We start from the raw sequence: 22938 nt of genomic DNA on the forward strand, positions 1-22938 counted from the left end.
GAACACGGAAGTTAAGCGCTTCAGCGCCGAAAGTAGTTGGGGGTCTCCCCCTGTGAGGATAGGACGTTGCCAGGCAACATGAGACGATCAAGCATCTGCTTGGTCGTCTTTTTTGTGCGACGATGCGCTGCATCGTCGCTTTTCGTTTGCCTTTTTTTGAATCAATGATAAAATATAGTCAAAAGTCAAAGATGGTCAGAGGGTGGTGGAGATGAGAAACATATCTGATGTAATCGAACAGTATTTGAAGCAAGTACTCAAAGAAAGTCAGGCCAATGCAATTGAAATTAAACGACAAGATATTGCGAAACGTTTCGAGTGTGTCCCGTCTCAAATCAACTATGTCATCAACACACGATTTACCGTCGAAAAAGGCTATCTTGTTGAAAGCAAACGAGGGGGAGGCGGATATATTCGCATTCGCCGCGTCATCTTACATGAGAAGCAAGATTTATTAGCTAGTCTCATCGACTTCTTGCATGATCAACCTAATTTGAATGAACAAGTCGTCGAAAACATATTAATTCGTCTATTTGAAGAAGGATTGTTAAGTGAACGGGAAGTTCGACTTCTTTTTCACGTATTGTCTGATGAATCACTCGGTCTCCACGCAACCGATCGTCACTTGATTCGCCGACAACAATTATTAGCGCTTATGAAATTGTTAAGTTATCGCTGACGGAGGCGGGATAACATGCTATGCGAACGATGTAAACGGCGACCTGCCGTCAATGAAATGGTCATTAATGAGAACGGGGTATCTGTCACACGTAAACTGTGTCGGAATTGCGCGTTTGAAGTCATGACAGGTTACGTCCCGGTCGTGAAGCGGTGTCCGACGTGTCAAATGACGCAACATGCGTTACAACAAACGAGAAAAGCCGGCTGTACAATGTGTTACACCGTGTTTCGAGATGATTTATTAAAAATAACGCGTCAATATCAACAAGGGCATGATCATCACGTCGGTTCAATTCCGAACTTGTTACGTACGCCTGACGAACGAATTGAAGAACGACTCGTCAAGCTGGCAGGGGAGTTGGAGCAAGCTGTCGAACAAGAAGATTATGAACGTGCAGCCCGTATCAAAAAAGAAATGATTCAATTGAAAGGACAAGGTGAGGCGTGATGGAGACATTCCTCGAACAACCGCTCGGTCCGAAAATGCGTGAACGAGCGAAACTTGACGACCTTGTCATCTCAACGCGAATCCGACTGGCTCGCAATTTGAAGGACACGGTCTTCTCCCCAGTACTTTCAGAAGAAGGACAACGATATTTATGTGAACGTGTCGAATCTTCTCTTGGTGGTTTGCAAGGATTTAAGTATATTCATATGGGTTCCTATGATTACGTGACCCGCCAAGCGCTTGTCGAGAAGCATCTAATCAGTCCAACCATTGCTACAAAAGATGAAAGTGCCGTCTTTTTAAGTGAAGATGAGACGATTAGTGTGTTAATCAACGAGGAAGATCATTTACGAATTCAAACGTTACTTCCAGGGTTTCAGGTGATTGAGGCATTTGAACTCGCTAAACGCGTCGATGCTTTGTGTGAAGAATCACTTCCTTACGCCTTCGATGAAACATTAGGGTACTTGACGACGTGCCCGAGCAACATCGGGACAGGTCTTCGCGCCTCGGTCATGCTTCACTTACCAGGCTTGGTATTGACAGGTCGAATTACTCCTATACTAAAAGAACTTCGCAAACTAGGTTACACAATTCGTGGCCGGTACGGGGAAGGTAGTGACGCAGCGGGACGTTTATTCCAGTTGTCGAATCAACGTACACTTGGGAGCCATGAATCCCAACTCTTATCGGACTTTATGGAAATAACGGAACAACTCATTCAGGCCGAACGCCAAGCACGTGAGGATTTGCTCAAAAACAAGGAAGACGAGTTAGAAGATCAGTTTTATCGCTCTTATGGGGTGTTGCGTTATGCGAAGTTACTGTCTTCGACAGAAGCAATTGAGCGTCTGTCTGACTTACATTTAGCGAGCGATCTTGGCCTATTGTCAGATTGGAGCCCGCCACAGTTTCATGAACTGATTGTAAGGTTGCAATCAGGTTTCCTACAAAAACATTTCGGGAAAACATTATCTACGAAAGAACGAGATCGGGAACGAGCAACGCTCGTTCGTCGCATGCTAGATCACGGTTTAGTTTGATTTAACTCTCAAGGAGGTTTTGTCCATGATGTTTGGTCGATTCACAGAACGAGCTCAGCGCGTATTAGCTTTAGCACAAGAAGAAGCGGTACGGCTTGGCCATCATAATATTGGTACGGAACACATTTTACTCGGCTTGATTCGAGAAGGCGAAGGGATTGCTGCAAAAGCACTTTTCGCCCTCGGTATGACGTCTGAGAAGATTCAACAAGAAGTAGAGGCGCTCATTGGACGCGGGTCAGAGAACGGGTCAACGATTCATTACACGCCGCGTGCGAAAAAAGTGATTGAACTTTCGATGGACGAGGCCCGTAAACTCGGTCACTCATACGTTGGGACAGAGCACATCTTGCTCGGCTTGATTCGAGAAGGCGAGGGTGTGGCGGCGCGCGTCATGAACAACCTCGGCATCAGTTTGACAAAAGCACGTCAACAAGTGCTTCAATTGCTCGGTAACACAGAATCGTCAGCTAACGCCTCACAACCTGGAACGAGCGCTGCGACACCGACACTCGACGGATTAGCTCGCGACTTGACGCAACAAGCTCGTGAGTCACGTCTTGATCCGGTGATCGGGCGCGCTGGTGAGATTCAACGGGTCATCGAAGTCTTGTCACGCCGGACGAAAAACAACCCGGTTCTCATCGGTGAGCCAGGTGTCGGGAAGACGGCTGTCGTCGAAGGATTAGCTCAACAAATCATCAATAATGAAGTGCCAGAGACGCTTCGTAACAAACGAGTGATGGTCCTTGATATGGGAACACTCGTCGCGGGTACAAAATACCGCGGTGAATTTGAAGATCGATTGAAAAAAGTGATGGATGAGATTCGTCAGGCGGGGAACGTCATTCTCTTCATTGACGAATTGCACACGTTAATCGGCGCTGGTGGGGCGGAAGGGGCAATCGACGCCTCGAACATCTTGAAACCATCACTCGCCCGTGGTGAGCTTCAATGTATCGGTGCGACGACGTTAGATGAGTATCGGAAGTATATCGAAAAAGATGCCGCGCTCGAGCGTCGCTTCCAACCGATTCAAGTGAATGAACCGACTGCAGAAGAAGCAGAGCAGATCTTACTCGGTTTACGCGACCGTTATGAAGCGCACCATCGCGTGACCATCACGGACGAAGCGGTCCACGAAGCTGTCGTTCTTTCAGACCGCTACATTTCAGACCGTTTCCTTCCGGATAAAGCGATTGACCTCGTCGATGAGGCCGCGTCAAAAGTCCGCCTCCGTTCGTTCACGGCGCCACCGAACTTGAAAGAGCTCGAAGCACGTCTCGAATCGATTCGTAAAGAAAAAGATTCGGCCGTTCAGAGCCAAGAGTTCGAGAAAGCAGCCTCGCTTCGAGATACGGAACAAAAAGTTCGAGAAGAGCTCGAACAGTTGAAGTCCGAATGGCAGAACAAACAAGGCAATGAGAAACTTGAAGTGACGAAAGAAGATATCGCCCAAGTCGTCGCCAACTGGACCGGCGTTCCGGTCACAAAAATCGCAGAGGAAGAGACAGATCGTCTCTTGAAACTCGAGTCGATTTTGCATAACCGTGTCATCGGTCAAGACGAAGCGGTCAAGTCGATTTCGCGGGCAATCCGCCGGGCCCGTGCCGGGTTGAAAGACCCGAAACGTCCAATCGGATCGTTCGTCTTCCTTGGGCCGACCGGTGTCGGTAAGACCGAACTTGCCCGTGCCGTTGCCGAAGCGCTCTTCGGCGATGAGGACGCGATTATCCGCATCGACATGTCCGAGTACATGGAGAAACATGCGACGAGCCGACTCGTCGGTTCGCCTCCAGGGTATGTTGGGTATGAAGAAGGTGGACAATTGACAGAAAAAGTTCGCCGGAAGCCATACTCGGTCATCTTGCTTGATGAGATTGAGAAAGCGCACCCGGAAGTGTTCAACATCTTGCTCCAAGTGCTCGACGACGGCCGCTTGACAGACTCGAAAGGCCGCACGGTCGACTTCCGCAACACCGTCATCATCATGACATCAAACGTCGGGGCCGCCGCGCTCAAACGGAACAAATATGTCGGATTCACGGTTGAAGACGATGTGAAACGTGAATATACAGAGATGAAGGACAAAGTCATGGAAGAGCTCAAAAAAGCGTTCCGTCCTGAGTTCTTGAACCGGATCGATGAGATCACGGTATTCCACTCGCTCCAAAAAGAGCATATCCAACAAATCGTCAAGCTCATGGCTGAGACACTCACGAAACGTCTTGGTGAACAAGGCATCGATTTCACATTGACGGAATCGGCGCTTGAGAAGATTGCTGAAGTTGGATACGACCCAGAGTACGGAGCTCGACCGCTCCGCCGGGCGCTCCAACGTGAGGTGGAGGACCGACTCTCAGAAGCGATGCTCAGTGGAGACATCACCAAAGGCAGTAAAGTCGCGCTCGACGTGCAGGACGGAGAGTTCATCGTCCGTAGCGAAGGTGTCGTTCAATAATGCGAAGCTCCCTCTCTCAAGTGAGGGAGCTTTTTTAAACAGAGAGGATTAAGTATGGCTAAACTAAAAACAAAGTACGTGTGTCAATCGTGCGGCTATGAGTCCGCCAAATGGATGGGACGTTGCCCCGGGTGTAATGAATGGAACACGCTCGTCGAAGAGTTTGTCGAAGAGAAGAAAGCGAAGCGTGGGGCCGCGTTCGTTCACAGTTCATCGCGACAGTTGAAACCGGAGCGCCTCGCCGACGTTGTCTCACAGGAGGAGACGCGGGTTCACACGAACAGTCAAGAGTTCGACCGTGTGCTTGGCGGGGGAATCGTCCCGGGATCACTCGTTCTTGTCGGGGGTGACCCGGGGATCGGGAAGTCGACGATTCTCCTTCAAGTGAGTGCGCACCTTGCTCATAGTGGTCGAAAAGTGCTCTACATTTCTGGTGAGGAATCGCTCAAACAGACGAAGCTTCGTGCGGAACGACTCGGTTTGCCGACACAGGATTTATATGTCCTCGCCGAGACCGATATGTTGATGATCGAACGGGTCATCGATGAAGAAAAGCCGGGATTCGTTATCATTGACTCGATTCAAACAGTATATATGGATGAGATTCAATCGGCGCCGGGTAGTGTCGCCCAAGTACGGGAATGTACGGCAGCGCTCATGAAAATTGCTAAAACGCGGGGTGTGGCCGTCTTTATCGTCGGGCACGTTACGAAACAAGGTTCAATTGCGGGACCACGTCTACTCGAGCATATGGTGGATGCGGTGTTGTATTTCGAAGGTGAGCGTCATCATACGTTTCGGATTTTACGGGCCGTGAAGAATCGATTTGGCTCGACGAATGAGATTGGTATTTTTGAGATGAAAGAGAGTGGGCTCGAAGAAGTGCTGAACCCGTCTGAGATTTTCCTCGAAGAACGGACGGCCGGTGTATCCGGCTCAACGGTCGTCGCTTCGATGGAAGGGACGCGAACGGTACTCGTCGAACTCCAAGCGCTCATCTCACCGACGTCATTCGGGAATCCGAGACGCATGGCGACGGGAATCGACCAAAACCGCGTCGCGCTGCTCATGGCCGTGCTCGAGAAACGTTCCGGTCTCTTGCTCCAGACGCAAGATGCGTATTTGAAGGCGGCTGGTGGCGTGAAGCTTGACGAGCCGGCCATCGATTTGGCAATCTGTGTCTCCATCGCCTCAAGTTTCCGCGACCGTCCGACACGCCCGACCGACGTCTGTATCGGGGAAGTCGGATTGACCGGTGAAGTACGCCGGGTGTCACGAATCGAACAACGCGTCGCCGAGGCGGCTAAGCTCGGCTTCACGCGTGCGATCATTCCGAAAAACAACCTTGGCGGCTGGACGGCACCAGCCGGAATCGACGTCGTCGGGGTCAGTACTGTCGATGAGGCGCTACAACTCACCATTCCGTTCTGACGGGCGCCTCCGACAGGTTTTTAACGCTTTGTAACGAACGCTTTCAAACGAACCGTGTTACAATAAAAGTGCTGTTTTCATGAAATTTAAATTCAAACGAAGGAGGTGGAATGAGTGAAGATTGCAGTGCGAATCGGATTTATTTTAATCGGTCTCGTCGTCGGATGGTTCGGGATTATCGAGTTGATGATTTTACTAAGTGACCTCGGTGTGAACGTGCCGGCATGGTTGACGATTCCATACGTAGCTAGTTTGATTGGTGGACTTATCTTCTTCATTCTCAGTTTATTCTTGACCGACATGGTCGTTAAATTCATCCGTTTTGTCGAAGAACGGCTCGTCCGTTTGCCGGTCGGGGATATTTTGTTCGGCTCGATTGGATTGATTATCGGGTTGTTAATCGCCTTTTTGATTAGCGTCTCGCTCGAAGTGACGAACATTTTCTTGCTCAGTAAAATCGTCCCGATTTTCGTGACCGCTTTGTTCGGATACTTCGGATTTGCCGTCGGGTACCGAAAGCGCAACGAGTGGATCAAACTGTTCGTGAAAAGTGAACGCGAAAAGCAGCCGGCTGAGCCGGTACGCCGTTCGAACGATAAGATTTTGGATACGAGTGTCATCATCGACGGTCGTATCGCCGACATCGCGAAGACAGGCTTTATTGAAGGAACGCTCATCGTTCCCCAGTTCGTCATCGGCGAACTCCAATATATCGCGGACTCTTCAGATACGTTGAAACGGAATCGCGGTCGACGCGGACTCGATATCTTAAAAGAGCTTCAAGACAACGACCGCATCGAAGTCGAGATTTATGATGGAGACTTTGAAGATGTAGCGGAAGTCGATATCAAGCTGATTAAACTCGCTGAAGTGAAGAACGGGATCGTCGTGACGAACGACTACAACTTGAACAAAGTATGTGAAGTTCGAAACGTCCCGGTGTTAAACATTAACGATTTAGCTAACTCGGTGAAACAGATTGTCATTCCAGGTGAAGAGATGGTCGTTACGGTCATCAAAGAAGGAAAAGAACAAAATCAAGGAGTCGCCTACCTCGAAGACGGGACGATGGTCGTTGTCGAAGGGGGACGTAAGCTCATTTCGAAGACGTTACCTGTCGTCGTGACGAGTGTGCTCCAGACCTCGGCAGGTCGAATGATTTTTGCTCGTCCTGAATAACTGTGAAAAAGAGACGCGCTTCGCGCTCTCTTTTTTCACGAAGTGAGGGGAATTAGTGATGCGATATGCAGTCGTCATCCCAGCGGCCGGTCAAGGCAAGCGTATGGGGGCGAACGAGAATAAATTGATGTTACAGCTCCAAGGAAAGCCGATTATCGTGTGGACGGTCGAGGCGTTCGCCCGTGACACATGGTGTGACGCCATCATCTTGGCGATTCGTCCGGAGGAAGAGCCGTGGTTTCGCTCGATGCTTAACCATATTCCGACCCCCATCACGTATGTGACCGGCGGGAAAGAACGGCAAGAAAGTGTCCGTGCCGGCCTGCATGCCGTGACGCGAGACGGTGTCGTCTTGATTCATGACGGAGCGCGTCCGTTCATTCGAGTCGAACAATTGCGGCAAGTGGCTCAAGCAGGACAAACGGGCGGTGCGATTTTAGCTGTTCCCGTGAAAGACACGGTGAAGCAAGTGGATGCTGGACAAATTACCCGCACGGTTCCGCGTGAGACGCTTTGGCTCGCCCAGACCCCGCAGGCGTTTCCGATTGAGCGGATTCGGCGCATTCACGACGAAGCGGCGGCGCAAACGTTTACGGGTACCGACGATGCGAGTCTGTTCGAATGGGCAGGTCATGAGGTCGCGGTCATCCCGGGTGACTATCACAACATAAAAATCACGACACCCGAAGATTTATTGTTCGGGGAAGCGATTTTGACGAAGGAGGATTATCGATGAGAATAGGACAAGGATTTGATGTGCATGCATTTGCGGAAGGGCGCCCGCTCATTTTAGGGGGAATCGAGATTCCGCACGACCGTGGTCTACTCGGTCATTCCGATGCGGACGTGTTGCTCCACACGATTGCCGATGCGGCCCTCGGTGCGATCGCAGCCGGAGATATCGGCAAGCATTTTCCGGACACGGACCCAGCTTTTAAAGATGCCGATTCGAAAGTGTTGCTTCAACACGTCTGGCAACTCGTGAAAGCAGAAGGGTACGTCCTTGGAAACGTCGATGCGACGGTCATGGCACAGCGGCCAAAACTTCGTCCATATATCGATGACATGCGAGCGGTCATTGCTGAGTTGCTTGAGGCTGACATCAGCCAAGTGAACGTAAAGGCGACGACGACGGAACAGCTCGGCTTCACGGGACGAGAAGAAGGAATTGCTGCCCAGGCGGTCATCCTGCTCAACCGTGCTTGACAAAAGTGGTATACTATTTGGGCAGAAGAGAAGAAAGGTGGAAATAGTATGAGTGAAGTGCGTGTACGCTATGCGCCAAGTCCGACGGGTCACCTTCATATCGGGAACGCCCGGACCGCGCTATTCAATTATTTATATGCTCGCCACGCCGGCGGGAAGATGATCCTCCGAATCGAGGATACCGATCAAAAACGGAACGTTGAGAACGGTGTCGAAAGTCAGATGAAGTATCTTGAATGGCTTGGAATCGATTGGGACGAAGGTCCAGGCCGCGGTGGTGACTACGGCCCTTACTTCCAAATGGAGCGACTCGACCTCTACAACAAACATGTGAACGAGTTGATGGAGAATGGACTCGCCTATAAGTGCTATATGACGTCGGAAGAACTCGAGGCAGAGCGCGAAGCACAAATCGCGCGCGGCGAAGCGCCGCGTTATTCGGGTGCCCATCGCAACTTGAGCGCTGAGGAGCAGGCCGCATTCGAAGCGGAAGGTCGCAAGCCGTCGATTCGCATCCGTGTGCCTGAGGGCGTCACGTACAAATGGCATGATGTCGTCAAAGGTGACGTCTCGTTTGAAGCGAAAGACTTCGGTGATTGGGTCATCGTCAAACAAGACGGGATTCCGACGTACAACTTTGCGGTCGTCATCGATGACTACTTGATGAAGATCAGTCACGTGTTACGGGGCGACGACCACATCGCCAACACACCGAAACAGATGATGGTCTATGACTCGCTCGGATGGGAGTACCCGACGTTCGGGCATATGACGCTCATTTTCAATGAGAACCATAAGAAACTCTCGAAGCGTGATGAGTCAATTATTCAGTTCATCGAGCAATATGCCGATCTCGGATACATCCCGGAAGCGCTCTTCAACTTCATCTCGCTTCTCGGCTGGTCGCCGGTCGGTGAAGAAGAGATCTTCACGAAACAACAGTTCATCGACATGTTCGACGCGGGTCGACTCTCGAAGAGCCCGGCCGTGTTTGATCAACAGAAGCTCGCGTGGATCAACAGTGTCTACATGAAACAGGCTTCGCTTGACGAAGTGGTGGCACTCAGTTTACCATTCTTACAAGAAGCGGGCCGTTTACCAGAAGCGCTCTCGATGGAAGAAGCGGATTGGGCGACAGCGCTCATCGCGCTCTATAAAGAACAGATGACGCACGGCGCTGAGATCGTCGCGTTGACGGACTTGTTCTTTAAAGACGAAGTCGAGTATGACGAAGAGGCGAACGCGGTGCTTGCCGGTGAGGCGGTACCGAGCGTCTTGGCTGAGTTCAAGGCGCAACTCGAACAGATCGAAGATTTCACACCGGAAGCGATTAAAGCCGCGACGAAAGCGACACAAAAAGCGACCGGTCAAAAAGGAAAGAACTTGTTCATGCCGATCCGTGTCGCGACGACAGGGCAGACGCACGGACCAGAGCTTCCAAATGCAATCGCATTGATTGGAAAAGAGCGTGTCTTGGCACGTCTCTCAACTTTATTAGCTTAAAGGCAATGATGAGGAAAGTAAGCGGATTGACACTTAACAGAGACTAGAACCAAGGCTGGAAGTTCTAGAAGAGTCCCCCGTCGAAGTGCACCTCGGAGCCGTTCCGGCGATACGTAGTCGGGACCGCGACTCGGCGTTAACGAGACTTGAGAGGGGAAGTTTCCCAAACAGAGTGGAACCGCGCTTACGGCGTCTCTGTGCCTTGGCACAGGGGCGTCTTTGTTTTTGATATGGAAAAGGAGAACAATTATGGGATTTTGGAAAAGTGTACGGGCCGATATTCAAAACGTGCTCGAGCTTGACCCGGCCGCGCGGTCGAAAGCGGAGGTCGTTTTAACGTATCCGGGACTGCATGCGCTCTGGGCGCACCGTATCGCACACGGCCTATGGAAACGGAACGTGAAGCTCGTCGCGAAATTGATTGCCCAAACGAGCCGTTGGTTGACTGGGGTAGAAATTCACCCGGGCGCCGTCATCGGCGAACGTCTGTTTATCGACCATGGTTTTGGCATCGTCATTGGCGAGACGGCCATCATCGGTAACGATGTCACGATTTATCAAGGCGTGACGCTCGGCGGAACGGGAAAAGAGAAAGGAAAGCGTCACCCGACGATCGGGAATGACGTGTTGATTTCGGCAGGTGCGAAAGTGCTCGGCAATATCACGATTGGCGATTGCGTCAAAATCGGAGCGAGTTCCGTCGTCTTAAAAGACGTGCCGTCGGACTCGACGGTCGTCGGAATTCCGGGTCGTGTCGTCATCCGAAACGGTGAGCGGGTCAAACAACACGACCTCGATCATCGCTTCCCGGACCCAGACCGAGAATGCCAAGAGCGACTCGAGAACGCGGTCGAACAATTAGAGAAAAAGTTAGCTTCTTTAGAGAAACGGATGGAGGAGAAGACACATGATTCAGTTTTACAACAGCCTCACGAATAAAAAGGAACCGTTCGTCCCAATCGTACCAGGGAAAGTGTCGATGTACGTGTGCGGGCCGACCGTCTACAACTATATCCACGTCGGAAACGCCCGTCCGGCGATTGCGTTTGACACGGTGCGCCGCTATTTGACGTATCGCGGGTATGATGTGAAGTACGTATTGAACTTCACGGATGTCGACGATAAAATCATTCGGGCCGCAAACGAGCTCGGAGAAGACGTCTCGACGCTGACGAACCGCTATATCGAGGCATACCTGGCCGATACCGGGGCGTTAAACGTGAAACCAGCCGACGTGCACCCGCGCGTCACTGATACGATGCAAGAAATCATCGAGTTTATCCGGAACTTAGAGACGGAAGGGTATGCGTACGCGTCCGAAGGTGACGTCTATTTCCGCACCCGTAAATTTGACGAGTACGGCAAGCTCAGTCAGCAGTCGATTGAAGACTTGCGGGCCGGCTCGCGCGTCGACGTCGGCGAGAAGAAAGAAGATCCGCTCGACTTCGTCTTATGGAAAGCGGCGAAATCGGGAGAACCGGCTTGGGAGAGTCCATGGGGACAAGGGCGTCCGGGCTGGCACATCGAGTGCTCGGCGATGGCGAAAAAGCATCTCGGCAAGACGATTGATATTCATGCCGGCGGTCACGATTTGAAGTTCCCGCACCATGAGAACGAAATCGCCCAGTCCGAGGCGTGCAACCATACGAAGTTCGCCAACTATTGGCTCCACAACGGCTTCATCAATATCGAGAACGAGAAGATGTCCAAATCGCTCGGGAATTTCTTGCTCGTCCATGAGGCGCTCAAAGAAGTCGATGCGATGGTGCTCCGCTTCTTCATGCTATCGGTGCATTATCGTCATCCAATCAACTATAGCCGGGAGCTAATCGAACAAGCAGCGAACGGGTGGGACCGAATCAAGGAGGCGTATCACAACGTCGAGCACCGATTGTCTGTAACAGCTGGCTTAGACGAGCCGAGCGAGGCGATGGAACGAAAACTTGCTGGCATTAAATCGGCATTCATTGAAGCGATGGATGATGACATCAATACGGCCAACGCCGTCACCGTGCTGTTCGACTTGGCGAGAGAAGCGAACATCTACGCGAAAGCGGACCACGTATCGAAAGAGACGCTTGAGCACGTCATCGACTTGTTCGACGAGTTGACCGGTGTCCTCGGTTTGACGTTGTCAGAAGAGAAGGAACTGTTAGATGCCGAGATTGATCAATTGATTCAAGAGCGCGACGCGGCCCGTGCCGAACGAAACTTCGCGCGTGCCGACGAGATTCGTGACCTACTGAAACAACAACAGATTCAACTTGAAGATACGGCGCAAGGCGTCCGGTGGAAGCGTCTATGAGTGTGAACCCGGCCCAACTGAACGCACTCGCGCTCGCATATATGGGCGACGTCGTCTATGAGATGGCGGTGCGGAAACGATTGCTCGAGCGGGGCTTGACGCGACCGAACGATTTACACCGTGGGGCCATCCGTTACGTCAATGCATCGTCACAAGCAGGCGTCGTCACCCACTGGCTCGAGACGAACGTACTCTCGGAAGAAGAACAGGCGGTCGTAAGGCGAGGACGGAACGCCAAGTCCGGCTCGATTCCGAAGCGGACCGACGTCCATACGTATCGGTACTCGACGGCGTTTGAGGCATTGATTGGTTACATCTACCTTACAGAAAGAAGGGATCGTCTTGAAGAACTCATCGAACAAGCGTTCATTTGGCTCGAAACCGAGCAACCCGAAACGACATGAAGGAGGCAAGTCGCGCGATAAACGTTCATTCGATCGTCCACGTAGTGACGACCGCCCGAAACGACAAAAGTTAGAACGACCGGATTATCAAGAAGTCGACGTGATGGAAGAAGGGATCGACTTCCTATACGGGCGTAACCCGGTCATGGAGGCGCTCCGGAGCGGGCGCGACATGAACAAAGTCTTCATCATGGAAGGCCAACAAAAAGGGCCACTCGCCCAAATCATCGCGATGGCGAACGAAGCGTCGGTACAAGTGTCATTCGTCCCGAAAACGAAACTCGAGAAAATGGCCGGCAGTGAACACCACCAAGGTGTCGTCGCGGCCGTCGCGGCATACGAGTATAAGTCGATTGAAGACATGTTCGCGCTAGCTGAATCAAAAGGGGAGACACCGCTCTTCATCTTGCTCGATGAGCTTGAAGACCCGCACAACCTTGGCTCGATTTTACGGACGGCGGACGCTGTCGGCGCCCACGGGATTATCATCCCGAAACGTCGTTCGGTCGGGTTGACGCAAACGGTCGCGAAAGCATCAACGGGCGCAATCGAGTACATCCCGGTCGCGCGCGTCACGAATTTGACGCGAACGCTCGAAGAGTTGAAAGAGAAAGGGTTGTGGGTCGTCGGGACTGACGCGAGCGAGAGCCAAGACTATCGCCGCCTCGATGGCAACATGCCGCTCGTCGTCGTCATCGGTAGTGAAGGCAAGGGGATGAGCCGACTCGTACGGGAGACGTGTGACTTCCTCGTCCATATGCCGATGGTTGGTCATGTGACGTCGCTCAACGCCTCGGTCGCAGCTGCGCTTCTCTTGTATGAAGTGCATCGCACCCGCCATCCGCTGTCATGAGTGTGAAAAAGCGGGAACTTCTACTCGTTGACGGCTATAACATTATCGGAGCGTGGCCACATCTTCGGAAGTTACGCGAAATCGACTTCGACAAAGCGAGAAACGACCTCATTGAAGCGATGGCCGAGTATCAAGCCGTCACCGGTCGGGAAGTGACAATCGTCTTCGACGCCCATATGCGCTATGGTCGCGAGTCGAAAGCGACACAGAGCCGGGTCGCGGTCGTTTATACGAAAGAGAACGAGACGGCCGATGAATGGATTGAGCGTCGGGCGCATGAACTCGTCGATAACCGTCTCGTCACCCTGTTCGTGGCGACGAACGACTTCACGGAGCAATGGGTCATCTTTGGTCAAGGGGCGCTCCGCGTTCCGGCGACCGAACTGTTGAAGGACTGGAAGCACGCCCAGCTGTTAATCGAACAAGAGCGATCGGCGCTCAAACAAGACCGGTCGAACCGAAAAACGATCGACCTCTCGCCGGAAGTGCGAGCCCGATTGGAAGAAATGCGTCGTCGCAAATGAGGCGGTGACGCACGTCACGGACGAGTTCATGAAATGAACTCGTCTTTGTTTTTAGTTTGACATTTTTTTGAAAGGAAATGTTGTATACTAATAGATGTATGCGTTACACGAATTGTAATTGACGGAATTTTTAGAATTTTGTTTGACGGTCGTTTTACCTGCTGTCTATAATGAGGTCACAAACTTACATAGTTCATCATCAATTGCCGGGGGGTATGAAACATGAACGGATGGCCATACGAACAGTTTGAAAACATGTCGGACGAAGAGCTCGTCTTGCTCGCGCGCAACGAAGGGGATAGCGATGCGTTAGAATTTCTGATTGAGCGCTATCGTTATTTCGTGCGAGCGAAAGCACGGTCGTACTTCTTGATTGGAGCCGATCACGAGGACATCGTCCAAGAAGGGATGATCGGGCTTTATAAAGGGGTTCGGGATTACCGCGACGAGCGGCTCGCCTCATTCAAAAGCTTTGCCGAGATGTGTATCACGCGTCAAATGATTACGGCGATTAAGACGGCCACGCGCCAAAAACACATCCCGCTCAACTCGTACGTGTCACTCGATAAGCCGATCTTTGACGATGAGTCAGACCGCACGTTGCTTGACGTCATCTTGCCCCCGCACCCGACCGACCCACAAGAACTGCTTGTCACGCGGGAAGACCAGTTGTTCATGGAAGAAAAGATGGATGAGCTGCTTAGCGACTTGGAACGAAAAGTGCTTCGGCTTTATTTGGATGGCCGCTCGTACCAAGAGATCTCGGACGACCTCGATCGTCACGTCAAATCGATTGATAACGCCTTGCAGCGTGTGAAGAAGAAGTTTGAACGTCACGTCGATGTGAAGACGTTGACGAGTTAACCGATATTGACCCCACGCCTCCTATGTGATACTTTTAAGGCAGCGCCTTGTCCGTAGACGCCATTTTACAGGAGGCGTTTTTTTTTCGCTCTTTTTTAATGAGAGCCGTCGAAAGGGGCGCTTATGAATGGCAAAGAAAGTAAGTCTCGCCTGTGCACAATGCGGATCACGTGAGTACTCGACGACGAAACGCGATGACGTCGCGACACGCCTCGAGCTGAACAAGTTTTGCCGTCGTTGCAATGCGCATACGGTGCATCGAGAATCAAAGTAACGTCAATTGGCATTCAATGTAGGAGGAAGCTACCATGAACTTTTTGCGTGATGTATGGAAAGAGCTAAAGAAAACGAGTTGGCCGACTCGTAAAGAGCTCACGAAATATACCATCACAGTCATCGCGACCGTCGTCGTGATTGGCTTGTTCGTGTTTGGCGTGGATACTGGTGTCAGCTATCTCGTCAACTTATTGATTAACTAAGGAAAGAGGTGAAAGCCGTGGAGAAACAATGGTTTGTTGTCCAGACGTATTCTGGCTTTGAAAACAACGTCAAAGAAAACCTAGAACGTCGAATCGGTTCGATGAACATGGAAGATAAAATTTTCCGCGTCCTCGTTCCGACTGAAACAACGCAAGAAGAAGTCACATTGAAAAGTGGCGAGAAAAAGATCAAAGAACGTGAAGTGAAAAACTTCCCGGGCTATGTGTTCGTCGAGATGATCATGACGGACGATTCATGGTACGTCGTTCGGAACACACCGAACGTCACAGGCTTCCTCGGTTCGACGGGTGGCGGCGCCAAGCCGATCCCGCTTCAACCGGACGAAGTGACGAACGTGCTTTCACAGATGGGCCTCATCGAGAAGAAAGACCGTTACAACTACGAGCTCGGCGATCTCGTCCGTGTCAAAGAAGGCGCGTTCGAGAACTTTGAAGGGACGATTGATGAAATCGAAGCTGACAAAGAGAAGCTCAAAGTCGTCGTCGACATGTTCGGCCGCGAAACGAAAATCGAGCTTGATTTCGAACAAGTTCAGAAAATTAACTAAACCCACTTGCCATCTTCGGAAACGGATGGTACAATCGGAAATGTTTGATGTTGTGCTTTTTTTTCGGTACAAACTCGACCTAATAGATTGAGTGGGAGGGCGCACAACGTCCAAGAAACCACATTTTAGACTTAAGGAGGTGTGTCTCGTGGCGAAAAAAGTTACTAAACTCGTTAAACTTCAAATCCCAGCTGGTAAAGCTAACCCAGCACCACCAGTAGGACCAGCACTTGGTCAAGCAGGTGTTAACATCATGGGGTTCTGTAAAGAGTTCAACGCTCGTACACAAGACCAAGCCGGATTGATTATTCCTGTAGTCATTACGGTATACGAAGATCGTTCGTTTACATTCATTACGAAAACTCCACCAGCTGCAGTTCTTTTGAAGAAAGCTGCTGGTATCGAGAGCGGTTCTGGTGAACCGAACCGTAAGAAAGTAGCAACGGTTAAGCGTGATAAAGTTCGCGAAATCGCTGAACTTAAAATGCCTGACCTTAACGCGTCGTCTGTAGAAACAGCGATGCTTATGGTTGAAGGTACTGCGCGCAGTATGGGTATTGTAATCGAAGACTAATTGATTAGTCTCTGGGATTGACGGTGAATATTGTACTCACCCTCAATCCCTTCATTATGTGGGAGGAAATTCCGCTAACCACAAGGAGGAAAAGAATCATGGGTAAAAAACACCAAGAAGCAGCGAAGCTTGTTGATCGCACGAAGTCTTACGACCTCGCTGAAGCGGTCGAACTCGTTCAAAAAACTGCTACTGCTAAGTTCGATGAAACAATCGAAGTGGCTGTACGTCTCGGCGTAGATCCAAAGAAAGCAGACCAACAAATCCGCGGTGCCGTTGTACTTCCACACGGTACTGGTAAAACACAAAAAGTTCTCGTCTTCGCAAAAGGCGAAAAAGCTAAAGAAGCTGAAGCAGCTGGCGCTGACTATGTCGGTGACTCTGAGTTCATCACGAAAATCCAACAAGGATGGTTCGACTTCGATGTCATCGTTGCGACACCTGACATGATGGGTGAAGTTGGTAAACTCGGTCGCGTTCTCGGACCAAAAGGCCTCATGCCTAACCCGAAAACAGGCACAGTTACGTTTGATGTCGAGAAAGCAATCGCTGACATCAAAGCTGGTAAAGTAGAGTACCGCGTTGACAAAGCCGGTAACATCCACGTACCAGTTGGTAAGAAGTCGTTTGAAGCAACGAAACTCTCTGAGAACATCGAGACAATCATCGAGACACTCATGAAAGTGAAGCCTGCTACTGCAAAAGGAACTTACCTCAAAAACATCGCGCTTTCGTCAACAATGGGTCCTGGAATCCGTGTTGCGACTGCCGACTTCATCAAGTAATCTACTTGAAATAAACTGTTGACAACGTGTGATACCGCTGTTAAAGTAAGACACGTTCAACCGAATATGTTGGATTACCGCAGACAGAAGGTGGACATCGGTCCGTAAACCCTTCCGAGGTGTCTTTGCTCGAACTTGAGCCTGTTGTCACAGGTTTACTTTCAAACAATTACGCCCTCGTATGTCTTCATACGAGGGATTTCTTTTTGAAGAGCAGCCTCTCGTCCGGTACAAGAAATGACTAGGAGGTGCAAACACATGGCAAGCGAAAAAATCGTAGCTCAGAAATCGGCACTCGTCGATGAAATCTCTGAGAAAATGCAAGCGAGCGTTGGAACAATCGTTGTTGACTACCGTGGACTTACAGTTGAAGAAGTGACTACACTCCGTAAATCACTCCGTGACGCTGGAATCGAGTTCAAAGTATACAAAAACGGACTTCTTCGCCGCGCGGCTACTCAGTCTGGTTTTGACGGTCTTGACGAAGTCTTCACAGGTCCTACAGCAGTCGCGTTCTCGAACGAAGACGTTGTCGCTCCAGCGAAGATCTTGAACGACTTCTCGAAAGAGCACAAAGCGCTCGAACTCAAAGGCGGAATCATCGAAGGCAAAGTAACTTCACTTGAAGAAGTGAAAGCTCTTGCAGAACTTCCATCACGCGAAGGTCTTCTCTCGATGCTTCTCAGCGTACTTCAAGCTCCAATCCGTGGGCTCGCAGTCGCAACAAACGCAATCGCAGAACAAAAAGAAGAGCAGTCTGCTTAATTTTTGTCGCGTAGCGTAACCAAACATGTTCACAACATCAAAGGAGGAAAACCATAATGGCTTTCAACAAAGAGCAATTCATCGAAGACCTCAAATCAATGACGGTTCTCGAACTTAACGAACTCGTAAAAACAATCGAAGAAGAATTCGGCGTATCAGCAGCAGCTCCAGTAGCAGTTGCAGGTGCAGGCGCAGCAGCAGCTGAAGAGCAAACTGAATTCGACGTAATCCTCACAAACGCTGGCGCTGGTAAAATCAACGTCATCAAAGCGGTACGTGAACTTACTGGCCTCGGTCTTAAAGAAGCGAAAGCACTCGTTGACGGAACTCCAGCTCCAGTCAAAGAAGGCGTTTCGAAAGAAGACGCAGACGCAGTTAAAGCTAAGCTTGAAGAAGCTGGCGCAACTGTCGAAGTTAAGTAATCTAACTTTTACTTCACAACCTATAGAAGCTCGCCGTGGCGAGCTTCTTTTATTTCCTTGAAGATTGGGTTAGGAGGTTCAACGCATGGGAGATCATTACTATACGAACGATCCGAGTTCGAAAAGTGACCCTGAGACGTGGTCGTATGAGTTGCGAGGGAAGACGTATCGCTTCACCTCGGACCGCGGCGTGTTCTCGAAAGGATCGGTCGATTTTGGGTCACGTCTCTTAATCGAGTCATTTGAAGTGCCTGTCGTTTCGGGCCGTATTTTAGATGTCGGCTGTGGTTACGGTCCAATGGGGATCTCGCTTGCCGACGCCTCTGGGCGTGAAGCACTCCTCGTCGACGTGAACGAGCGGGCGCTCGCTTTGTCCGAACAAAACGCCACCCAGAACGGAGTGACGATTGAGACGCGACTCAGTCACGCTTACGATGCGGTCGGAGAGGAACGGTTCGCCGCAATTGTGACCAATCCTCCGATTCGCGCCGGTAAACAAGTCGTGCATACGATCCTTCGGGACGCGTATGACCATCTTGTGAGTGGTGGTGCACTCTATGTCGTCATTCAAAAGAAACAAGGAGCACCTTCTGCGAAGAAGTTGCTTGAAGACGTGTTTGGTCACGTCGAGACGCTTGCGAAAGAAAAAGGCTATTTCATTTTCCGTGCAATTCGGTCTTGACAAACGGCGAAGTCTTGTTGACTCGCTATAACGTATATGCTAACATTATAAAATGCCATTGGAATGGAATTCGCTTGAAACTGCCGCGTTTGCCGCTTTTTAGACGCGGAAAACGAGCGACATTCAATGACAATGTTCGATTATTACGCCCGAAAAATTCGCTAAAGAATTGGGGGTCTGCGAGGTGAATCAGTTGACTGGTCAACTTGTTCAGTACGGTCGTCACCGTCAGAGAAGAAGCTTTGCCCGTATCAGTGAGGTATTAGAGCTTCCGAATTTGATTGAAATTCAAACTGCTTCGTATGAGTGGTTCTTGCGTGAAGGATTGAAAGAGATGTTTACGGACATTTCGCCAATCTCTGACTTCACAGGAAACCTCGTACTCGAGTTCATCGATTACTCGCTCAGCGAGCCGAAGTACTCGATCGATGAGTCGAAGGAGCGAGACGTTACTTACTCTGCGCCACTTCGCGTAAAAGTACGTCTGCAAAACAAAGAAACAGGTGAATTGAAAGAGCAAGAAGTGTTCATGGGTGATTTCCCGCTCATGACAGAATCAGGAACGTTTATCATTAACGGCGCCGAGCGCGTCATCGTTTCTCAGCTTGTTCGTTCACCGAGCGTTTACTACAACTCGAAACTCGATAAAAATGGTAAGCGTGGTTTCGGTGCGACAGTCATCCCGAACCGTGGTGCATGGCTCGAACTCGAAACAGATGCCAAAGATATCGTGTATGTCCGTATCGACCGTACCCGTAAAATCCCGGTAACGGTGTTGTTGCGTGCGCTCGGATTCGGCACGGACCAAGAAATTATCGACCTTTTAGGCGACGACGAATATCTTCGTAACACCCTTGAAAAAGATAACACCGAGTCGACAGAGAAAGCGTTGATTGAGATTTATGAGCGTCTCCGCCCTGGTGAGCCACCAACGGTTGAGAACGCGAAATCACTTCTCGTCTCACGTTTCTTCGACCCGAAACGCTATGACCTCGCAAACGTTGGTCGCTATAAGATGAACAAAAAGCTTCATCTAAAGAATCGCTTGTTCGGACAGAAGTTGGCGGAAACGCTCGTTGACCCGGAAACAGGCGAAGTGATCGCGGAAGCTGGCACGGTACTTGACCGTCGTAACTTAGATCGTGTTCTTCCACACTTGGAGAACGGTCTTGGCTACATGGACGCAGAGCCGACTGGCGGCGTCGCGGAAGGTGAACCGTTCGGTCTTCAGTCGATTAAAGTCATCTCACCGGATGACCCAGATGGAGAGCGTATTTTGAACATTATCGGTAACGGCAATATCGACCGGAGCGTGAAACATATCACACCGGCCGATATCATCGCATCGATCAACTACTTCTTCAACTTACTTCACGAAGTCGGAACAACAGATGACATCGACCACTTAGGAAACCGTCGTCTTCGTTCAGTCGGAGAGCTTCTCCAAAACCAATTCCGCATCGGTCTTTCGCGGATGGAACGTGTCGTAAAAGAACGGATGTCGATTCAAGACCAAAACGCGATCACACCTCAGGCGCTCATCAACATCCGCCCGGTGATTGCATCACTGAAAGAGTTCTTCGGTAGCTCGCAGTTGTCACAGTTCATGGACCAAACGAACCCGCTCGCAGAATTGACGCACAAGCGTCGTCTGTCTGCACTTGGACCGGGTGGTTTGACGCGTGAGCGTGCCGGCTTCGAAGTTCGAGACGTTCACTATTCGCACTACGGTCGGATGTGTCCAATCGAAACACCAGAAGGACCAAACATCGGACTCATCAACTCACTTTCGTCTTATGCGAAAGTAAACGAGTACGGGTTCATCGAAGCGCCGTACCGTCGTGTTGACCCGGAAACTGGTCTCGTCACAGACGAGATTCAATATATGACGGCGGACGAAGAAGATCTCTACGTCGTCGCCCAGGCGAACATGCCGCTCACGGAAGACGGTCACTTTGCCGACGCACAAGTCCTTTGCCGCTTCCGCGGACAAAACTTGTCAGTTGAGCCGAGCCGAGTCGATTACATGGACGTTTCACCGAAACAGGTTGTTTCTGCCGCAACGGCATGTATCCCGTTCCTTGAGAACGATGACTCGAACCGTGCCCTCATGGGAGCGAACATGCAACGTCAAGCTGTACCACTTCTCCAACCAGATTCACCGATTATCGGGACTGGAATGGAGTACGTGTCAGCGAAAGACTCTGGAGCCGCGATTATCGCCAAGTTCCCAGGTGTCGTCGAGCGTGTCACAGCACGTGAAATCTTGGTCCGTCGCACGTCTGACGTGAACGGGTCTGAAGTTTCAGGTGACCTCGACCGCTACAAACTTCAAAAATATGTCCGCTCGAACCAAGGGACATGCTACAACCAGAAGCCAATCATCGCTGCTGGCGACCGTGTCGAAAAAGGAGAAATCCTTGCTGACGGTCCGTCGATGGATATGGGTGAGCTCGCGCTCGGCCGTAACGTCGTCGTCGCCTTCATGACATGGGACGGTTACAACTATGAGGATGCGATCATCATGAGTGAGCGTCTCGTGAAAGATGATGTGTACACGTCGATTCATATCGAAGAGTACGAATCAGAGTCACGCGATACGAAACTCGGACCTGAGGAAATCACACGTGATATTCCAAACGTCGGTGATGACGCACTTCGCAATTTGGACGATCGTGGGATCATCCGCATCGGTGCGGAAGTCAAGGATGGCGACATCCTCGTCGGTAAAGTAACGCCTAAAGGTGTGACGGAATTGACGGCGGAAGAGCGTCTCTTGCATGCGATCTTCGGTGAGAAGGCACGTGAAGTCCGTGATACGTCACTCCGTGTACCAAACGGTGGCGACGGCATCATCTTGGACGTCAAAGTGTTCGATCGTGAAAACGGTGACGAACTCTCACCAGGCGTGAACCAAATGGTTCGTGTCTACATCGTTCAAAAGCGTAAGATTCACGAAGGGGATAAAATGGCGGGACGTCACGGTAACAAAGGTGTTATCTCGCGCATTCTCCCAGAAGAAGATATGCCATACATGCCAGACGGCACACCAATTGACATCATGCTTAACCCACTTGGTGTTCCATCACGTATGAACATCGGTCAGGTACTCGAACTCCACCTTGGGATGGCGGCGAAGAAGCTCGGCATCAAAGTGGCGACACCTGTATTCGATGGTGCGCGTGAGGAAGACGTATGGGCAACGATTGAAGAAGCTGGAATGGACAAGGATGCCAAGACTCGTCTCTACGACGGTCGTACTGGTGAACCGTTCGATAACCGTGTCTCGGTCGGTGTCATGTACATGATCAAACTCGCGCACATGGTTGATGATAAACTTCACGCTCGTTCGACTGGACCATACTCACTCGTCACGCAACAACCGCTCGGTGGTAAAGCACAGTTCGGTGGACAGCGCTTCGGTGAGATGGAAGTTTGGGCACTTGAAGCGTACGGCGCAGCCTACACGCTCCAAGAAATCTTGACAATCAAGTCGGATGACACGGTCGGTCGTGTGAAAGCATACGAAGCGATCGTGAAAGGCGAGAGCGTTCCGAAAGCGGGCGTTCCTGAATCGTTCCGCGTCTTGATTAAAGAGCTTCAAGCACTCGGTATGGAAGTCAAGATGATGTCTGCGGACGATGAAGAAGTCGAAATGAAAGATGAAGATGACGACAACATCCCGAACGCAACATCGGCGTTAGAACAAGTCGTTCAACCGACTGTTACGGAAGAGGAATAAGGCGAAAAGGGAGGTCGG

General features: G+C 50.7%; 24 protein-coding genes, 1 rRNA gene and 2 other annotated features. All 25 genes read left to right on the forward strand.

Features of this window, described 5'->3' with window-relative positions:
- A 5S ribosomal RNA gene (rrf, locus tag KNP76_RS16110) occupies positions 1–75 on the forward strand; the annotation flags it as partial.
- A 136-nt stretch (positions 76–211) separates the two neighbouring features.
- A complete protein-coding gene (locus tag KNP76_RS09675) occupies positions 212–679 on the forward strand; it encodes a CtsR family transcriptional regulator (RefSeq protein ID WP_034806331.1) in 468 nt (155 codons plus the stop codon).
- Positions 680–694: 15 nt separating this feature from the next.
- The gene (locus tag KNP76_RS09680) at positions 695–1129 is read left to right on the forward strand and encodes a UvrB/UvrC motif-containing protein (RefSeq protein WP_034806332.1); all 435 of its coding nucleotides are present in this window, start codon (positions 695–697) and stop codon (positions 1127–1129) included.
- The gene (locus KNP76_RS09685; protein WP_081825823.1) at positions 1129–2172 is read left to right on the forward strand and encodes a protein arginine kinase; all 1044 of its coding nucleotides are present in this window, start codon (positions 1129–1131) and stop codon (positions 2170–2172) included. The genes KNP76_RS09680 and KNP76_RS09685 overlap by 1 nt, the downstream gene beginning before the upstream one ends.
- Positions 2173–2197: 25 nt before the next feature.
- Positions 2198–4633 (forward strand): ATP-dependent Clp protease ATP-binding subunit, encoded by a 2436-nt coding sequence (locus KNP76_RS09690; RefSeq protein WP_034817108.1) that lies wholly within the window; start codon positions 2198–2200, stop codon positions 4631–4633.
- 54 nt (positions 4634–4687) lie between these two features.
- The gene (gene radA / locus KNP76_RS09695) at positions 4688–6064 is read left to right on the forward strand and encodes a DNA repair protein RadA (RefSeq protein ID WP_034806339.1); all 1377 of its coding nucleotides are present in this window, start codon (positions 4688–4690) and stop codon (positions 6062–6064) included.
- Positions 6065–6178: 114 nt separating this feature from the next.
- Entirely contained in the window at positions 6179–7243 is a 1065-nt protein-coding gene (locus tag KNP76_RS09700) for a PIN/TRAM domain-containing protein (RefSeq protein WP_034806342.1), read from the forward strand.
- Between the two features lie 58 nt (positions 7244–7301).
- Positions 7302–7979 (forward strand): 2-C-methyl-D-erythritol 4-phosphate cytidylyltransferase, encoded by a 678-nt coding sequence (ispD, locus tag KNP76_RS09705; RefSeq protein ID WP_034817110.1) that lies wholly within the window; start codon positions 7302–7304, stop codon positions 7977–7979.
- The gene (gene ispF / locus KNP76_RS09710; protein ID WP_034817112.1) at positions 7976–8449 is read left to right on the forward strand and encodes a 2-C-methyl-D-erythritol 2,4-cyclodiphosphate synthase; all 474 of its coding nucleotides are present in this window, start codon (positions 7976–7978) and stop codon (positions 8447–8449) included. The genes ispD and ispF overlap by 4 nt, the downstream gene beginning before the upstream one ends.
- A 48-nt stretch (positions 8450–8497) precedes the next feature.
- Positions 8498–9952, forward strand: coding sequence for a glutamate--tRNA ligase (gltX, locus tag KNP76_RS09715; protein WP_214844432.1), 1455 nt, complete (start codon positions 8498–8500; stop codon positions 9950–9952).
- Positions 9949–10152: a binding site (T-box leader), on the forward strand. (Overlaps the previous gene by 4 nt.)
- Before the next feature lie 49 nt (positions 10153–10201).
- Positions 10202–10891 (forward strand): serine O-acetyltransferase, encoded by a 690-nt coding sequence (gene cysE / locus KNP76_RS09720; RefSeq protein ID WP_034817116.1) that lies wholly within the window; start codon positions 10202–10204, stop codon positions 10889–10891.
- A complete protein-coding gene (gene cysS, locus KNP76_RS09725) occupies positions 10860–12257 on the forward strand; it encodes a cysteine--tRNA ligase (protein WP_214844433.1) in 1398 nt (465 codons plus the stop codon). The genes cysE and cysS overlap by 32 nt, the downstream gene beginning before the upstream one ends.
- Positions 12254–12661, forward strand: a complete 408-nt coding sequence (locus KNP76_RS09730; protein ID WP_034806359.1) for a Mini-ribonuclease 3 — start codon at positions 12254–12256, stop codon at positions 12659–12661. The genes cysS and KNP76_RS09730 overlap by 4 nt, the downstream gene beginning before the upstream one ends.
- A 103-nt stretch (positions 12662–12764) precedes the next feature.
- Positions 12765–13514 (forward strand): 23S rRNA (guanosine(2251)-2'-O)-methyltransferase RlmB, encoded by a 750-nt coding sequence (rlmB, locus tag KNP76_RS09735; RefSeq protein ID WP_034806379.1) that lies wholly within the window; start codon positions 12765–12767, stop codon positions 13512–13514.
- Positions 13511–14038 carry an NYN domain-containing protein gene (locus tag KNP76_RS09740; protein ID WP_034817121.1) on the forward strand — a complete coding sequence of 176 codons (528 nt, stop codon included), beginning with the start codon at positions 13511–13513 and terminating at the stop codon, positions 14036–14038. Before rlmB ends, KNP76_RS09740 begins: the two co-directional genes overlap by 4 nt.
- Positions 14039–14260: 222 nt before the next feature.
- Positions 14261–14902 (forward strand): RNA polymerase sporulation sigma factor SigH, encoded by a 642-nt coding sequence (gene sigH, locus KNP76_RS09745; RefSeq protein ID WP_034806365.1) that lies wholly within the window; start codon positions 14261–14263, stop codon positions 14900–14902.
- Positions 14903–15029: 127 nt separating this feature from the next.
- Complete coding sequence (gene rpmG, locus KNP76_RS09750; RefSeq protein ID WP_214841829.1) at positions 15030–15176, forward strand: 50S ribosomal protein L33; 147 nt, start codon at positions 15030–15032, stop codon at positions 15174–15176.
- Between the two features lie 34 nt (positions 15177–15210).
- Positions 15211–15381: a preprotein translocase subunit SecE gene (gene secE / locus KNP76_RS09755; RefSeq protein WP_012727692.1), complete on the forward strand. Its 171-nt coding sequence runs from the start codon at positions 15211–15213 to the stop codon at positions 15379–15381.
- Between the two features lie 17 nt (positions 15382–15398).
- Complete coding sequence (gene nusG, locus KNP76_RS09760) at positions 15399–15950, forward strand: transcription termination/antitermination protein NusG (RefSeq protein WP_024372172.1); 552 nt, start codon at positions 15399–15401, stop codon at positions 15948–15950.
- A 148-nt stretch (positions 15951–16098) separates the two neighbouring features.
- A complete protein-coding gene (gene rplK / locus KNP76_RS09765) occupies positions 16099–16524 on the forward strand; it encodes a 50S ribosomal protein L11 (protein ID WP_021066593.1) in 426 nt (141 codons plus the stop codon).
- Positions 16525–16622: 98 nt separating this feature from the next.
- Positions 16623–17309 (forward strand): 50S ribosomal protein L1, encoded by a 687-nt coding sequence (gene rplA / locus KNP76_RS09770; protein ID WP_034817123.1) that lies wholly within the window; start codon positions 16623–16625, stop codon positions 17307–17309.
- A 59-nt stretch (positions 17310–17368) separates the two neighbouring features.
- Positions 17369–17522: a sequence feature (ribosomal protein L10 leader region), on the forward strand.
- A gap of 45 nt (positions 17523–17567) precedes the next feature.
- Complete coding sequence (rplJ, locus tag KNP76_RS09775) at positions 17568–18074, forward strand: 50S ribosomal protein L10 (RefSeq protein ID WP_211780266.1); 507 nt, start codon at positions 17568–17570, stop codon at positions 18072–18074.
- Positions 18075–18130: 56 nt separating this feature from the next.
- The gene (rplL, locus tag KNP76_RS09780) at positions 18131–18496 is read left to right on the forward strand and encodes a 50S ribosomal protein L7/L12 (protein ID WP_024372175.1); all 366 of its coding nucleotides are present in this window, start codon (positions 18131–18133) and stop codon (positions 18494–18496) included.
- 85 nt (positions 18497–18581) lie between these two features.
- Positions 18582–19178, forward strand: coding sequence for a class I SAM-dependent methyltransferase (locus tag KNP76_RS09785; protein ID WP_211780267.1), 597 nt, complete (start codon positions 18582–18584; stop codon positions 19176–19178).
- A 193-nt stretch (positions 19179–19371) separates the two neighbouring features.
- A complete protein-coding gene (gene rpoB, locus KNP76_RS09790; protein WP_211780890.1) occupies positions 19372–22920 on the forward strand; it encodes a DNA-directed RNA polymerase subunit beta in 3549 nt (1182 codons plus the stop codon).
- Positions 22921–22938 lie beyond the last annotated feature (18 nt).

This window comes from Exiguobacterium sp. s150, from assembly GCF_018618435.1.
In the GTDB taxonomy this organism is placed as follows: Bacteria; Bacillota; Bacilli; order Exiguobacteriales; family Exiguobacteriaceae; genus Exiguobacterium; species Exiguobacterium alkaliphilum.